A 14613-nucleotide genomic window follows, 5' to 3' on the forward strand; every position below is an offset into this window, starting at 1 on the left:
AAATGGGCGGTGCATTCCCGGGGTCGCATGCGCTCGCCCGGGCGGGAAAACTTACGCTTTGCGGCGCAAGGTTTTGAAGGCAACGAACAGGAACAGCACCCACACCGGCAGCAGGATCGCCGACAGACGCATGCCGTCCATGGTGCACATCAGCACGAGGATCATCAGCAGGAAGGCGATACATACGTAGTTGCTGGCCGGCGCCCACAGCGCTTTGAACTTCGCTTCGCGGCCTTTACGGCGCATGGCGGCACGGAACTTGAGGTGCGCCATACAGATCATGATCCAGTTCAGCAGCAGCGTTGCCACCACCAGCGCCATCAGCAGGCCAAAGGCTTTTTGCGGCAGCAGATAGTTAACCAATACCACCAGCGAGGTGATAGCACCAGAGAGCAGCAGTGAGTTCACCGGCACGCCGCGCTTGCTCACTTTGGTCAGGAAGCGCGGAGCATTTCCCTGCACGGAGAGGCCAAACAGCATGCGACTGTTGGAATAAACGCCGCTGTTGTAGACAGACAGAGAGGCCACCAGAATGACGAAATTTAGCGCTGATGCCACCACGTTACTGTCAAGATTGTGGAAGATCATCACAAACGGGCTGCTGTCAGACTGAATGCCCTGCCACGGGTAGAGCGCCAGCAGCACAATCAGCGAGCCGATATAGAACAGCAAAATACGGTACACCACCTGGTTAACCGCTTTCGGGATCGTAGTCTCCGGGCTGCGCGCTTCCGCCGCCGTAATACCGATAAGCTCCAGCCCGCCGAAGGAGAACATGATCACCGCCAGCGACAGAATCAGCCCTTTCCAGCCGGTGGCGAGGAAGCCGCCGTCGCGCCAGAGGTTGCTGATACTGGCATGCTCACCGCCGTTGCCGGTCGTCAGCATCCAGATACCGAAGCCAATCATGCCGATAATCGCCAGCACTTTAATTAGCGCAAACCAGAACTCGGTTTCGCCATACAGGCGCACGTTGACCAGGTTCACGGCGTTAATCAGCACGAAGAAGCCCGCCGCCCAGATCCAGGTAGGGACGTGCGGCAGCCAATATTGCATATAGATCCCGGCGGCGGTCAGTTCGGCCATGCCCACCAGCACGAACATAACCCAGTAGTTCCAGCCAGAGAGAAATCCGGCGAACGGCCCCCAGTATTTATAAGCAAAATGGGCAAATGACCCGGATACCGGCTCTTCCACTACCATCTCGCCAAGCTGGCGCATGATCAGAAAAGCGATAACGCCAGCGATAGCGTAGCCCAGCACAACCGCCGGGCCTGCCATTTGGATGGCTGGGCCAATGCCGAGGAACAGGCCGGTGCCGATGGCACCCCCGAGGGCGATTAATTGAATATGGCGGTTCTGTAATCCGCGGTGAAGCGTCGGGTTATTATCCGACGAGGCATCCGGTTGATTCTGGCTGGATGCTGATGACGCGTTTTTCACGTCTATCCCCTTAGCATTTTTATGAAGGGGCACCTTTTAACACTTAGCGCCGCTTGCCGCAAGGCCATCAGCACCGGCTCCCCAGATATAAAAAGCCCCGAAACGCACGCGCTTTCGGGGCAATAACCCTATTTTAGCAATGACTTAGAAGTCGTAGCTGACCGAGACTTTTAAGGTGCGCGGCTCGCCCTGGTAGATATAGATGCCGGTGTCATCAGCGCCAGACCAGTAGTTCTGGTTGGTCACGTTGGTTACGCCCACGCGCCACACCAGATCGTTCTGCTCCTGATTCAGGCGCATGCGGTAGCGCATTCCCAGATCCAGCGTCGTGTAGCTATCGAGCTTTTTGGTGTTGGCGGTATCAGCATACTGAGATCCAGTGTGGTTCACCCGCGCGGTGGCCGTGAGTCCATCAATCGGTTTGATGTCATATTCTGCCCCCAGCACCGCGTAGAAGCGGGATACGCCAATCGCATCGTTCCCATCATTAGTGCCGCCTGCGGTTTTGGTCAATTCAGGATCAATCCACAGCGTGCTGCCGGTCAGACGCAGGCCGAGCATCGGCTCACCAAAGACGTTCAGCTCCACGCCGCGGTTACGCTGCTCGCCGTCCATCCGGTAGTACTTATCGCTATCCAGCACGCCAGAAGGCTTGGTTATCTGGAACAGCGACAGCGAGCCACCTACGCGTTGGTAGTCAATTTTTATGCCCACTTCGTCCTGCTTAGAGTGGGCAATACCGATGCTCTGGCCGTAGTTTTTCGCCGTTATCGGCGCATTGTTTGCAGGCTGCAGCGCTTCGGTATGGTTAGCGTACAGCGAGAGCGTCTCCCACGGTTTGTACACCAGGCCAAACGTTGGCATCCAACGGCTTTCGGTAAAGCTTGACGTGGTGGTTTCAAGACCGGTCTGGTTATCGTAGTTACGGATCACCACCTTCTGGTGGCGCGCGGCGGCGGTAAACAACAGGCTGTCATCGAAGAAGCCCAGCGTATCGCTGAGCAGCCAGCCCTGGGTACGGTTGCGCGCGGTGGTCAGCGGATCGTCATAGTGGCCGCCTTTTGGATTCGGCTTATAATCCGGCATGTCCACGTCATGGCTGTTGTAGATATTGATAGTCGGGTTTTTATCACTGTCGGACATACGCCAGGCCGTCGCATCGCGACGTATCTGTGCCGAGTAGCCCACATTCACTTTATGAGAGACTACGCCGGTATTGAAGCTACCGCGGATGCCGCCCATGCCGCTAAAGCTGTCGATAATGCGGTTAGTATCCAGACGACCGACGGTGGCAGTACCGTCGACATTAGTTAACTTCGGCGCAGCGTAGGTGCCGATTTCATGCGCGTGCTGCGCACCCAGCCCGGCGTAGGTCGTCCAGTTGTCGGTCAGGTCATACTCGGTTTTCACCATCCCGAATTCGTTTTCGATATCGCTATAACCCCACTTCTGCGCATAGCTTTTGGTGGCGTCAGGTACCGCTGGAATTTGCGCAATATTGGCTACGCCAACGCCCATCTCACCGCCGTGGAAGGTCTTTTTCTGATAGCCAAAATCCAGCGAGGAGCGCAGGCGGTCACCGCGATAGTCGAGGCCCAGCGACGCCAGGGTGGTGCGACGCTTGTCGTTGTCGACGCGCCCTTCTCCTTCACGGTGCAGCACGTTCACGCGCGCGCCAAACTGGTTGTCATCGCCGAAACGACGCCCAACATCCAGCGAGCCGCCCACCTGGGAGTCAGAGGTGTAGTCCACGCCGACGCGCGTGGTTGGAATGTCTTCAGCGCGTTTAGGCTCAAGGTTAATCATCCCACCCACGCCGGAGCTTGCCGCGCCGTTAACCAGCGCGTTCGCCCCTTTAAAGACTTCGATGCGCTCCAGCATCTGGGTGTCCATCACCTGACGCGGCACCACGCCGGAAAGACCGCCCATGGTCATATCATCGCCATCGAGCTTAAAACCACGAATGCGGTAGGTTTCAGCAAAGTTACCGTAGCCCTGCACCGCCTGAACGCCCGCGTCGTTTTTGACCACGTCAGCAATGGTTTTAGCCTGTTGATCCTGCACCAGCTTCGAGGTGTAGCCGATAACGTTGAACGGCACGTCCATCGCCTTCTGCTCACCGAGCATTCCCAGGCGACCGCCGTGGGCAATTTGTCCATCAAGGTAAGCGGGCACCAGATCTTCACCGCCGGCTTTGAAATCGCTGCCGTCAACGCCCTGAACCACCATCGTTTCAGGCTGATTTTTTCTGGTTGTGGCATCTTCAGAGGTTGCGGCGTAGGCCGCAGGCAGCACGGTGCTTATCGCCAGTGCCAGCACGGAGAGTTTTGTTTTCATGAGAACATCCCTTGGTATCGAATAAAAAATTCATTGCCGGTACCAACGGGGTTTTCGCTTCTCACGCCCCAGAATCACCCTGTGAAATGCTCTCACCGATTACTGAGCCAGCCGGATAACAACAATGAATAAAAATGAGATCGAGAACTATACGCATTATCATGCCGTGATCAAGTATCAATCAGTGGTAGCAACGGGAAATAACCACAAAAAATTCATGTTGTTGTTAGCGAGCCAGCGCACAAAACAATTCCTCGCCGCTCTGCGGCTTCATGCATAATTATGCCATCGCCCTCTGAGGACTCTCTCGTGCTGCTCAAAATCACCCTGGCTATGGTCGCCTTTGCCGCCAACTCTCTGCTTTGTCGGCTGGCGTTAAAGGGGCTGCATATGGATGCGGTATCGTTTAGCAGCGTGCGTCTGCTGAGCGGAGCAATAGCACTTTTTCTGCTGCTGCAACTACCGGGGCTTCGTCGCAAGCCGGAGTTTAACTGGCTTAATGCCGCGCTGCTGGCAACCTATGTATTTGCCTTCTCACTGGCCTATCTGTCGTTAACCACCGCCGCCGGGGCGCTGCTGCTGTTCGGCACCGTACAGTGCGTGATGACCGGATGGGGGCTGATGCGCGGCGAGCGCCTGACCGCGCTGAAAAGTCTCGGCATGTTAGGGGCGATGGGCGGGCTGGCGCTGCTGCTGCTGCCCGGTGCGGGGCATCCTTCCGGCAGCGCGTCGCTGTTGATGATCCTATCCGGCGCGGCGTGGGCCGTTTACTGCATTACCGGCAAGAGGGTACAGAATGCAGCTGCAGCCACCACCGGGAATTTCATACTGGCGGTTCCGATGGCGCTGGCGGTGCTGCTGCTCAGTGGTTTTCACATCCATGCCGATGCCGTGGGGCTGATGCTTGCAGTACTCTCCGGGGCGCTGATGTCCGGCGGGGCCTATCTGCTCTGGTATTCGCTATTACCTCAGCTCAGCCCCACCACTGCCAGTACGCTGCAACTCAGCGTCCCTTGCCTGGCCGCACTAGGCGGGCTGGTCTTTATGGGCGAAGCCATTGATATGCGTATGCTGCTGGCGATTGTTATCACCCTTTCCGGCATTGGTCTGGTCATTGCGGCGGACAGACGGCGGATTTAATCCGCGCGCCTACTCACCTCCCGCCACAGCGCAGATAGGCGAGTGAGCGTGTCATCAATCAATATCCGCTTTTCACTCCCCGGACGCCAGATGGTCACCATGGTCTGGCTGATGCCTTCATTACCCACCACCGTGGGAATCGCGGAAACATGTTTCCAGCGCGCCGCCTCAAAATGGGTCGGTAAAAATCCCCATCCGCACCCGGCCTCCATCAGGCTGCGCAGCATCTCAAGCTCGTTGGCCACAATGATATTGCCGGAGATTTGCAGCCGCCGCGCCATAGGTATATCGCTTGCAGAGTGCATCACCACCTGCGGCGTCAAAGAGAGGTCGAGCAGTGAACATGGGCGAGCGACATTGGCAAACAGCGACTCTGCGGCGTAAAAATCCATGTCGATGGCCCCAAGCGCACGCCACTCCATGTCGCTGCCGACGCTGTGGTTGTTGGCCTGAAAGAAGCCCAGATCGGCCTGCCCGCTCGCCAGCGCTTTTTCACCTTCAACGCGTGAGGTGCATCTCAGGCTCAGACGGATCCCCCGCGTCGCCATCTGGGTAATTAACGCCTGCAAAAAACGGCGCGGCGTAAAGGGATCGTAGGCAATGCCCAGCTCCTGCGCCTCCGTTGATGGCACCTGACGGGCAAACTGTTCGAAGGCTCTAGCCTGACGCATCAGCAGGTGCGCCTGGCGATGAAGCTGTTCGCCTTCAACCGTCAACTGTAGCGCTCGCCCCTGACGGACAAACAGCGGGTAGCCAAGGCCATCTTCCAGCAGATCGATAAGATCACGAAGCGTAGTACGATCTTTTTCCAGCTTCATCGCGGCCTTCATCAGGCTGCCGTGCTCTGCAACGGCAGTGAAGGCTTCAAGCTGAGAAAATGAGTAAGACAGTGACGGCACGCTGGCTCCTTTTGCAGTACATGCGGGGGTTTTTCCCCCATTACGCGCTTTTTATTATAGTGCGCCGATTTTTATACTGCACCCATCCCGTCACCCCGCCGGGACAACGTGTCTATGGGTAAAACTAAAATCGAGAACGCTATGAATAATAAACATAAATCCTTACCTGCAAAGTACTGCCTGCTGGCAAGCCTGGTGGCTGGAACACTCCTCTCTTCTCCTGCCATGGCGGCCTGCGAAGGTACGGAACTCGCCGCCTGCCCGGCCCCTTTTGATACCACCCTGCCCGATACCAAAACCATGCTGACCTGGCGTCAGGCCGAGCGCGTAATCGGTTTTCGTAACGACTACCGCAACTATCAGGGCGATGTTTTCCATCACGGAAAATCCGCGCCGTTAGTGACGGCGGAAAAACCGCTGGCGCAGGTGAGCTATCAGGTCAACGGCAAACAGTGGACGCTTCAGGACTACCTTAAACGCCAGAACGTGAGCGGCATGCTGGTGCTGAAAAACGGTAAAATTGCCTGGAAATACCTGGGTGAAGGCAACACCGACACCACGTTGTGGACCTCCCGTTCGGTCGGGAAATCGGTGGTATCTACGCTGGTGGGCGTGGCGTTAAAAGAGGGAAAAATCCACTCGATGGACGATCTGGTCACGCAGTATGAACCCGATCTGAAGGGCACCGCCTGGGACGGTGTGACGCTGAAACAGCTGATCCAGCACACCTCCGGCGTGGCGTGGAATGAAGATTACGCTAACCCACAGTCTGATTTCGCCAAACTCACGCAGTGTGAAGCACATGCGGGGGCCTATGGCTGCGTCCGCACGCTGGTTTCAGGCCTGAAACGCGCCCATCCGGCGGGTGAGGTCTGGTCTTACTCCTCCGGCGGTGCCTGGCTGCTGGGCGACGTGCTGGAACGCGCAACGGGCATGACGCTTGCCGCCTACCTTGAGCAAAGCATCTGGCAGCCGTACGGCATGGCGAGCGACGGCGTATGGCATGCCTACAGCAAAAATCAGCATGATGTTGGCGCACACGGTTTTAACGCCACGCTGGAAGACTGGGGCCGCTTCGGCGAGTTCGTGCTGAACAACGGCCGCCTGCCGAACGGTAAACAGATTCTGCCGGAGGACTGGGTGGCTCAATCCGCAGACTGGAACAAGGCGAAAAACTCCGTCTCCGCAGCGCATCCGCAAGGGCTTTATGGCTATCAGTGGTGGAATAACGAAGTGCCTGCCAATGCCAAAAACGTGGTGCCCGCACCGCAGGATTCGCTGCAAGGCTCCCTGTGGGCGCTGGGGATTTATGGCCAGATGATCATGGTCAACCGCGCGGAAAATCTGGTGATCGTCCAATGGTCAACCTGGCCGCAGGCGGAACCGTCGTTCAGCGCCCAACCGCTGGAAGCCTCGCTGATGTTTAGCGCGATAGCGAAGGCGTTGCATTAATCACGAGCAGATGACCACGTCAGAGCCGTACTTTACGCTCTGGCGTTTTCAGGTCAGGCCTTCGGCTCTACCGCGATAAACATTTCGATATCCCAGTAGCCCTCTTCCGCTCCGTTATTGCGGTAAATCTCAAAGCAGGGCTTTGGCGCCCACTGATGGGTTTCATCTTTCATGACGCTATCAAAGAACTGATACCAGGGCGTGGCAAAGTCGTGGTTGATAACGCGGGCCTGTGCGACGGCATACAGCCCGCCCGCCACTTCAGCCAGCATCACCCCTTCGCTGTTTGGCGGGATAACGAAATCATCGGCAACCGATACGACCGTATCGCAGCGCAGCTTTTCCGCCGGCACCTCGTCTGGGTTATCGTAATAGACGGCAAGCCACTCCTGCGCGGGGATCTGCTGACCATCGACCCACATCATCAGCTGTTCAAACCCTTGTTTAACCGTCTGTTCCCACGGCCCAACCATATGAAAACCGGCGATTTTGCGTTGCTGAACCTGCTTTATCTCGTAGTCCATACTGCCTCCGTTAAAACACTGTGATTTCATACAGTATAATTTGCGTATTCTGGTTTAGACAAACGAACAGTGAACATTATGTGAGCAGATTCGCACTCTTGCCAGGGGAAGAATGTGGGGGGAGGATTTCAGGAAAATGGTGCGCCCTGCAGGATTCGAACCTGCGGCCCACGACTTAGAAGTTCCTAGAACTACATCCATAACAGGTGCTTACGGTGTCATTACTGCGCTCAACAGAATCATCACGGGGATCTCATGATTGCATCAGCGCTTGATAACGATAATGGCTGGAGGTTTAGGCGTGGGCTGCAAAACTACATCACCGGCGGCCTAGCTATCGCTCAAAAAGTAAAGTGTTGAACGATAAAAGTGACAATGTCCCGTGAGTGTCTCGTGAGTAAATGATACGTCATTTTACCGGAAGCGGGTGAGTGTATTTTCAGTCGTACAATGTGGTTATTGGCTGACTCTTTTACCAGCTAACCGTTATTCATTGTGCCCATTTAGGTTAAGTACTGTGCAGTGTATGATGAAACGATATTAACCATAAAAAATAAAAGGGAATTTCTGTGGCTATTGATGAGCAATCAGCGCCGGCCAGTGCCGGCTATCACAGGTATGATATTACCGGGGACAACACGCACTACACCGATGTTATGTGCAGTGAAAAAGTTATCCATTGCCGGCGGGTTCCGGTCAGAGGCGTGACGCTGACTGTGGGGGTCTTTTTTGACGGAACGGGGAATAACAAAGCAAACTCTCTCGATCTTCAGCTTGCGTACAGCAACTGCAGCAATCTGACCGGTGAGGAAAGGGCGGAAGCCTGTGCGAAGTACGAATCCATGTCTCGTGATTCAGTCGGTAATTCAAGCTACAGAGGCGGAATTACCAATATTTCCCGATTATACGATCTCTACTCATCAGACAGGGAAACCGCTGACGATCAGACAGAAGCCCAGGTTAAAGCCTATGTTTCAGGCATCGGAACGGATGATGGGAAAAGTGATTCAGTGTTTGGGATGGCGCTGGGAAGCAGTCTTATTAAACAGTTTCAGGGAGTGGTCACCAAAACCGATGAAGCCCTGGAGCAAATCATTTCTGTGCTGCACGATTTTATCGCTCAGAACAAAACCCAGGTGGCAATTGCGAAAGTCCAGTTTGATGTATTTGGCTTTAGCAGAGGGGCTGCATCAGCCCGCCATTTTGCTAACCGGGTGATGGCTCAGGATTCTGCGATTGCAGAGGCTATTACTACCGGGCTGGATCACACCGGCATCACGGTAAACAGGCAGGAGAAGTCCGCTTTCTTGGGCTGTTTGATACGGTCGCTGCCATTGGCAGTCTGCTGAATTTTTACGATATCAACGGGCGTGATAATCCGGGCGTTAATCTCGAGCTACGGCCATCAGTGGCACAGAAGGTTTTCCAGATAAGAGCAATGCATGAATGCCGGTATAACTTCAGTGCAAACAGTATTGCCGGCATGTGGCCTGAACTGGTTCTGCCTGGCGTGCATTCAGATATTGGCGGTGGTTATAACGCACCGGATTCAGCATTATATGAGAATGAAGATAATCTGTTGATGATGCCGGATTTTAATATTGTTCTGGACAGTACAGCCGAAACCAGTACAGCTGTTTATCAAAAAGCGGAAGCCATGCGGGATAAGTTGTCTTATATCCCGGCGCTGAAATATATGCTGCCGCATGGGAAGGTGGAAACCCGGGTTATCGCATGGCCAGTAGTTGATGCGAATAAGGCCAGAAAGGGAGAATTCCGGAAAAACGTGGGAGCCGCTGTTTTTTTTAAAAGAGAGCAGATCCCTAATGACTGGGAAAAGGTCAGCATGCGGGTGATGCTGGATGCGGCTCAGGAAGCCGGTGTTTCGTTTTCACCTATCCTCAGTACAGATAAAGAATTACGTATACCGGCAGAACTTAGTTCCCTTTGTAATAAAGCGATAACTCAGGGGCGTGCTGTGCGTAACGGGCAGGATCCGGTCAGTTTTACAGAAGCTGAAATGCATATTATCGGTCGCTATATGCATTGTTCTGCTAACTGGAATATCGATTCAGATCGCAGTCTGTGGGTTAGTCCATCAGACGGAGAGGTTTATTTGCGAGATCATTATGCCCCCACACAGGAGCGGTCTTTTGTCTGGGCTAATGCCCCCTGTGTCGGCTGGACCCGGACGGTATGGTATATGGATGATCAGCAGCAGTGGGAGGCAGGGAGGCGAGCCAATGCAGATGAAATGGACGTACTATTTTAAGGAACCGGTGATGAATATATTACGGACCATAATCAGTGCCGTTGCCGGTGTGGCGCTGTTAGCCGGTTGCGCTGTAGGTAGTGACGGGGTATCAGAATCAGCCGCTACCGGTGTGCAGAGCGCCACATTACCTTATGATCACTGGCGATTTGATTTTGTTTATCCCAAAAATTTGCCGGCAATCGTGACGGCTGCGAGTGTGCATTACCTGAATGGTGACAGTATCTTTTTCCCCAGAATTGACCCTACAGAACCGAGCAATCGTAGTGTGGGAAGATGGAGTCCCACTATCGGAGGAATTGGTGCGCATTTTAATAAAGGCGATGCACTTCCTGCGAATATGCGTCTTTGTTGGGACTCGGTCATCGATAAGAAAGCATATGAAACCGTTATCTGGTTTGGCAGCGATACCTGGAAACAAATGACAACCCGTTATATTGATAATACTCATCCGAACAAGTCGTTCTGGCGAAATTATCTGGTAATTGGTTTTGCTCCGGGAGGCGTTGTCCGGGTGTGGATGAGCAATCAGGGCGATCCAGCTGTACTACAAAGTGGGGCAAAAATAACTACGGTTTCTGGTGATAAGAGGAAAATATGTAGTTCAATTAATAGCCGAATTGATTTTAACTACACGATTCCTGATGGATATGACCAATTTATTAAGGATTTTATCAAGGACAAAAGCTACCCGTATGGGGAATGGTAGTGGGGTTCGTCGCTTAAAACCCACAGAATCTTCTTGAGATCCTTATTATCTGCACGAAGATCTCTTGATCTTTAAATGAAAAAAAACGCGATCACAGGCGCGTTTTTTTCGAAGGCAAGACAGGGGGGAGCGAATTAGTGACCGAACAAGCTCGTCAAATTGACTCGATTTTTGCCGATGATGTCCCAAATATGTCCCACAGCGGAAATCAGAAGGAAGCGAAAGAAGCGTAAGCTATTGAAGTTAAATGGTGCGCCCTGCAGGATTCGAACCTGCGGCCCACGACTTAGAAGGTCGTTGCTCTATCCAACTGAGCTAAGGGCGCACTGGGGAAGTCAAAACTTCGTGGTGGGGTGAAACGCGTGGAATTATACGGTCACTGGCAGGTGAGTCAATCCATTTCCTTGCGAAACCTGCGCGGGATGAGGCAGTGAACAAAGAGCAGCCAACTATCGTTCAACTCTTCAACAAAATCACTTTCCGCGGAAAACTCGCAAACGATACCTGACAGCGAGGCTCGCATCTGACAAAATATGTCCATCCCCCCTTCGTTAATGACAGATGGAAAATTTTCCCTGATGGCAGCAAAGATTATTGACGGTAAAACGATTGCGCAGCAGGTGCGCTCTGAGGTTGCGGAAAAAGTGAAGGCCCGAGTTGCGGCCGGAAAACGCGCCCCTGGGCTTGCCGTTGTCCTGGTGGGCAGCAACCCTGCATCGCAAATTTATGTCGGCAGCAAGCGCAAAGCCTGCGAAGAGGTGGGCTTCGTCTCCCGCTCCTACGATCTGCCGGAAACCACATCAGAAGCCGAACTGCTGACGCTGATTGATACCCTGAACGCCGACAGCACCATCGACGGTATTCTGGTGCAGCTGCCGCTGCCTGCGGGTATTGATAACGTCAAAGTGCTGGAACGTATCGATCCGGACAAAGACGTGGACGGCTTCCACCCTTACAACGTTGGCCGCCTGTGCCAGCGCGCGCCGCGCCTGCGTCCGTGCACCCCGCGCGGTATCGTAACGCTACTGGAGCGCTATAACATCGACACCTACGGCCTGAACGCCGTGGTGATTGGCGCCTCCAACATCGTCGGTCGCCCGATGAGCATGGAGCTGCTGCTGGCTGGCTGCACCACCACCGTGACCCACCGCTTCACCAAAAATCTGCGCCACCACGTTGAGAACGCGGATCTGCTGATCGTTGCGGTCGGCAAGCCTGGCTTTATTCCCGGTGAGTGGATTAAAGAAGGTGCCATCGTCATTGATGTCGGGATTAATCGCCTCGAAAACGGTAAAGTAGTCGGCGATGTGGTGTTTGAAGATGCCGCCGCGCGCGCGTCTTACATCACCCCGGTACCGGGCGGCGTCGGTCCAATGACCGTCGCAACCCTGATTGAAAACACCTTACAGGCGTGTGAAGAGTATCACGACGTGGAGAAGGCATAAGATGGCAACATTTTCTTTGGGTAAGCATCCGCATGTGGAACTCTGTGATTTACTGAAGCTGGAAGGCTGGAGCGAAAGCGGTGCGCAGGCGAAAATCGCCATCGCCGACGGTCTGGTTAACGTTGACGGTGCGGTGGAAACCCGCAAGCGCTGCAAAATTGTCGCCGGCCAAACCGTAAGCTTTGAAGGTCAGAGCGTCACCGTGACGGCGTAAGCCATATGTAGCCCGGCCGAGCGAATGCGACGCCGGGAATCGGTGCCGAGCCTCCCCGGGGTCGGCATAAATGCCTCGCCCGGGCTACACAAGCATCGCGGCGCCGGGTTTCATCCCCTCCCCCTATTTTTCAGAATTACACCCTACTGCATAAATCCGCTTCAGCAACGATACTCTGTAATCCTCACGCTAAAACGGACTACAGATGCCAACGATTATTACCCACGCCGCCGTCCCGCTGTGCCTTGGTTTAGGGCTCGGCACCCGCGTTATTCCACCTCGTTTATTGTTGACCGGCATTGTGCTGGCGATGCTGCCCGACGCCGATGTACTGGCCTTTAAGTTCGGCATTGCCTACGGCAATATTTTCGGCCATCGCGGCTTTACCCATTCTCTGCTGTTTGCCTTCGTGGTGCCCCTGCTCTGCGTGATAGTCGGTCGACGATGGTTTGGCGCAGGCTTAATGCGCTGCTGGCTGTTTTTAACCGTTTCGCTGCTATCACATAGTCTGCTGGACTCGATAACCACCGGGGGCAAAGGCGTGGGTTGGCTGTGGCCGTGGTCGGATGAACGATTTTTCGCGCCGTGGCAGGTGATTAAAGTCGCGCCGTTTGCGCTCTCACGCTACAACACGCCATACGGGCATCAGGTGATTATTTCTGAACTGCTGTGGGTGTGGTTGCCGGGCGTGGTGGTGATGGGATGGTTATGGTGGCGACGTCGGTGAGTGGAAAGACCCGGCGTCGCTTGCGCTCGGCCGGGCTACGATGAGTGACTTACTTACGACGCCAGGTGGTACCCTGCGGGCCATCTTCCAGCACGATGCCCATCTCGTTGAGACGGTCACGCGCGGCGTCGGCTGCCGCCCAGTCTTTGGCTTTACGCGCGTCCAGACGTTGCTGGATTAACGCTTCAATTTCTGCCACTTCACCGTCGTCGGCCTGTGCGCCGCTTTGCAGGAACGCTTCAGGCTCCTGTTCCAGCAGACCCAGCACCGCGGAGAGCTTGCGCATATGCGATGCCAGCGCGTTAGCGGCATGCATATCTTCACTCTTCAGGCGGTTCACTTCGCGCGCCATATCAAACAGCGCGGAGTAGGCTTCCGGGGTGTTGAAGTCGTCGTCCATTGCTTCAATAAAGCGCGCTTCGAACGCTTCGCCGCCCGCTGGCGCGACAGATTTGTCGGTACCGCGCAGCGCGGTGTACAGACGCTCCAGCGCAGAACGCGCCTGCTTGAGGTTCTCTTCGCTGTAGTTCAGCTGGCTACGGTAGTGGCCGGACATCAGGAAGTAGCGCACGGTTTCGGCGTCGTAGTACTTCAGTACGTCGCGCACGGTAAAGAAGTTGCCCAGCGATTTAGACATCTTCTCGCGGTCCACCATCACCATGCCGGAGTGCATCCAGTAGTTCACGTACTCGCCGTCGTGCGCACAGGTAGACTGTGCGATTTCGTTTTCATGGTGCGGGAACATCAGATCCGAACCGCCGCCGTGAATGTCGAAATGATTGCCCAGCTGTTTGCAGTTCATCGCTGAACATTCGATGTGCCAGCCAGGACGGCCTTCGCCCCACGGGGATGGCCAGCTTGGCTCGCCCGCTTTGGACATTTTCCACAGCACGAAGTCCATTGGATCGCGCTTCACGTCAACCACATCAACGCGAGCGCCGGCCTGCAGTTGGTCCAGATCCTGACGCGACAGCTTGCCGTAGTTCGGATCGGTTGGCACCGAGAACATCACGTCGCCGTTGTCCGCCACGTAGGCGTGACCTTTAGCGATCAACTGCTCGGTGATTTCGATGATCTCGTGAATATGGTGCGTTGCGCGCGGTTCGTTATCCGGGCGCAGAATATTCAGTGCGTCGAAGTCTTTGTGCATTTCGACGATCATGCGGTCGACCAGCGCGACAAAGCTCTCGCCGTTTTCGTTAGCGCGTTTGATGATTTTGTCGTCGATATCGGTGATGTTGCGCACGTACTTCAGCTTGTAGCCAAGGAAGCGCAGGTAACGCGCGACCACGTCAAAGGAGACGAAGGTACGGCCGTGACCGATATGACAGAGATCGTAAACGGTGATACCACACACGTACATGCCAACTTCTCCGGCATGAATGGGCTTAAATTCCTCTTTCTGGCGAGTCATTGTATTGAAGATTTTTAGCATCGAGAATTCCATGTTT

At 54.7% G+C, this 14613-nt stretch carries 13 protein-coding genes and 1 tRNA gene; 8 read left to right on the plus strand and 6 right to left on the minus strand.

Annotation, left to right across the window (positions count from 1 at the left end; all coding sequences use genetic code 11):
• Positions 1 to 51 precede the first annotated feature (51 nt).
• Both pheP and HII27_RS06070 read right to left on the minus strand, forming a co-directional pair.
• Positions 52 to 1443 carry a phenylalanine transporter gene (gene pheP, locus HII27_RS06065; protein ID WP_185667062.1) on the minus strand — a complete coding sequence of 464 codons (1392 nt, stop codon included), beginning with the start codon at positions 1441 to 1443 and terminating at the stop codon, positions 52 to 54.
• 144 nt (positions 1444 to 1587) lie between these two features.
• Entirely contained in the window at positions 1588 to 3780 is a 2193-nt protein-coding gene (locus HII27_RS06070) for a TonB-dependent receptor (RefSeq protein WP_185667063.1), read from the minus strand.
• Between the two features lie 309 nt (positions 3781 to 4089).
• On the opposite strand from HII27_RS06070, the gene HII27_RS06075 reads away from it, so the two are divergent.
• Positions 4090 to 4920 carry an EamA family transporter gene (locus tag HII27_RS06075; protein ID WP_185667064.1) on the plus strand — a complete coding sequence of 277 codons (831 nt, stop codon included), beginning with the start codon at positions 4090 to 4092 and terminating at the stop codon, positions 4918 to 4920.
• Here HII27_RS06075 and HII27_RS06080 read toward each other — a convergent pair.
• On the minus strand, positions 4917 to 5819 hold the full coding sequence (locus HII27_RS06080; protein ID WP_185667065.1) for a LysR family transcriptional regulator: 903 nt from the start codon (positions 5817 to 5819) through the stop codon (positions 4917 to 4919). The genes HII27_RS06075 and HII27_RS06080 overlap by 4 nt on opposite strands.
• 141 nt (positions 5820 to 5960) lie before the next feature.
• Here HII27_RS06080 and HII27_RS06085 point away from each other — a divergent pair, with 141 nt between their 5' ends.
• Positions 5961 to 7271, plus strand: coding sequence for a serine hydrolase domain-containing protein (locus HII27_RS06085; protein ID WP_185667066.1), 1311 nt, complete (start codon positions 5961 to 5963; stop codon positions 7269 to 7271).
• A 53-nt stretch (positions 7272 to 7324) separates the two neighbouring features.
• On the opposite strand, the gene sbmC is transcribed toward HII27_RS06085, so the two are convergent.
• Entirely contained in the window at positions 7325 to 7795 is a 471-nt protein-coding gene (gene sbmC, locus HII27_RS06090; protein WP_185667067.1) for a DNA gyrase inhibitor SbmC, read from the minus strand.
• Positions 7796 to 8364: 569 nt separating this feature from the next.
• Between sbmC and HII27_RS27425 the strand changes: the two genes are divergently transcribed.
• From HII27_RS27425 to HII27_RS06100, 3 genes are read left to right on the plus strand one after another with little or no spacing between them, the layout of a single operon-like run.
• Positions 8365 to 9144: a phospholipase effector Tle1 domain-containing protein gene (locus HII27_RS27425; RefSeq protein WP_317983837.1), complete on the plus strand. Its 780-nt coding sequence runs from the start codon at positions 8365 to 8367 to the stop codon at positions 9142 to 9144.
• Positions 9108 to 10067 carry a DUF2235 domain-containing protein gene (locus HII27_RS27430; RefSeq protein WP_317983840.1) on the plus strand — a complete coding sequence of 320 codons (960 nt, stop codon included), beginning with the start codon at positions 9108 to 9110 and terminating at the stop codon, positions 10065 to 10067. The genes HII27_RS27425 and HII27_RS27430 overlap by 37 nt, the downstream gene beginning before the upstream one ends.
• On the plus strand, positions 10039 to 10776 hold the full coding sequence (locus HII27_RS06100) for a DUF2931 family protein (RefSeq protein ID WP_223883157.1): 738 nt from the start codon (positions 10039 to 10041) through the stop codon (positions 10774 to 10776). Before HII27_RS27430 ends, HII27_RS06100 begins: the two co-directional genes overlap by 29 nt.
• A 248-nt stretch (positions 10777 to 11024) precedes the next feature.
• Here the strand turns inward: HII27_RS06100 and HII27_RS06105 are convergent.
• Positions 11025 to 11101: transfer RNA gene (locus HII27_RS06105), tRNA-Arg, on the minus strand.
• A 253-nt stretch (positions 11102 to 11354) separates the two neighbouring features.
• Between HII27_RS06105 and folD the strand changes: the two genes are divergently transcribed.
• The 3 genes from folD (at position 11355) to HII27_RS06120 (ending at position 13162) form a co-directional block, all read left to right on the plus strand.
• Positions 11355 to 12221 (plus strand): bifunctional methylenetetrahydrofolate dehydrogenase/methenyltetrahydrofolate cyclohydrolase FolD, encoded by an 867-nt coding sequence (folD, locus tag HII27_RS06110; protein ID WP_185667068.1) that lies wholly within the window; start codon positions 11355 to 11357, stop codon positions 12219 to 12221.
• A gap of 1 nt (position 12222) precedes the next feature.
• The gene (gene ybcJ, locus HII27_RS06115) at positions 12223 to 12435 is read left to right on the plus strand and encodes a ribosome-associated protein YbcJ (RefSeq protein ID WP_185667069.1); all 213 of its coding nucleotides are present in this window, start codon (positions 12223 to 12225) and stop codon (positions 12433 to 12435) included.
• Between the two features lie 205 nt (positions 12436 to 12640).
• Positions 12641 to 13162 carry a metal-dependent hydrolase gene (locus HII27_RS06120; protein ID WP_185667070.1) on the plus strand — a complete coding sequence of 174 codons (522 nt, stop codon included), beginning with the start codon at positions 12641 to 12643 and terminating at the stop codon, positions 13160 to 13162.
• A gap of 49 nt (positions 13163 to 13211) precedes the next feature.
• Here the strand turns inward: HII27_RS06120 and cysS are convergent, their stop codons facing one another.
• Entirely contained in the window at positions 13212 to 14597 is a 1386-nt protein-coding gene (gene cysS / locus HII27_RS06125) for a cysteine--tRNA ligase (protein WP_185667071.1), read from the minus strand.
• Positions 14598 to 14613: the final 16 nt, after the last annotated feature.

It is taken from the genome of Kluyvera sichuanensis (genome assembly GCF_014218705.1).
Lineage (GTDB): Bacteria > Pseudomonadota > Gammaproteobacteria > Enterobacterales > Enterobacteriaceae > Kluyvera > Kluyvera sichuanensis.

What these genes read in the sequence shown, in the direction of transcription:
- HII27_RS06070 (WP_185667063.1), bottom strand. Translation starts at nt 3,780, where the DNA reads ATGAAAACAAAACTCTCCGTGCTGGCACTGGCGATAAGCACCGTGCTG.
- HII27_RS06085 (WP_185667066.1), top strand. Translation starts at nt 5,961, where the DNA reads ATGAATAATAAACATAAATCCTTACCTGCAAAGTACTGCCTGCTGGCA.
- sbmC (WP_185667067.1), bottom strand. Translation starts at nt 7,795, where the DNA reads ATGGACTACGAGATAAAGCAGGTTCAGCAACGCAAAATCGCCGGTTTT.
- HII27_RS06100 (WP_223883157.1), top strand. Translation starts at nt 10,039, where the DNA reads ATGCAGATGAAATGGACGTACTATTTTAAGGAACCGGTGATGAATATA.
- folD (WP_185667068.1), top strand. Translation starts at nt 11,355, where the DNA reads ATGGCAGCAAAGATTATTGACGGTAAAACGATTGCGCAGCAGGTGCGC.
- ybcJ (WP_185667069.1), top strand. Translation starts at nt 12,223, where the DNA reads ATGGCAACATTTTCTTTGGGTAAGCATCCGCATGTGGAACTCTGTGAT.
- HII27_RS06120 (WP_185667070.1), top strand. Translation starts at nt 12,641, where the DNA reads ATGCCAACGATTATTACCCACGCCGCCGTCCCGCTGTGCCTTGGTTTA.
- cysS (WP_185667071.1), bottom strand. Translation starts at nt 14,597, where the DNA reads ATGCTAAAAATCTTCAATACAATGACTCGCCAGAAAGAGGAATTTAAG.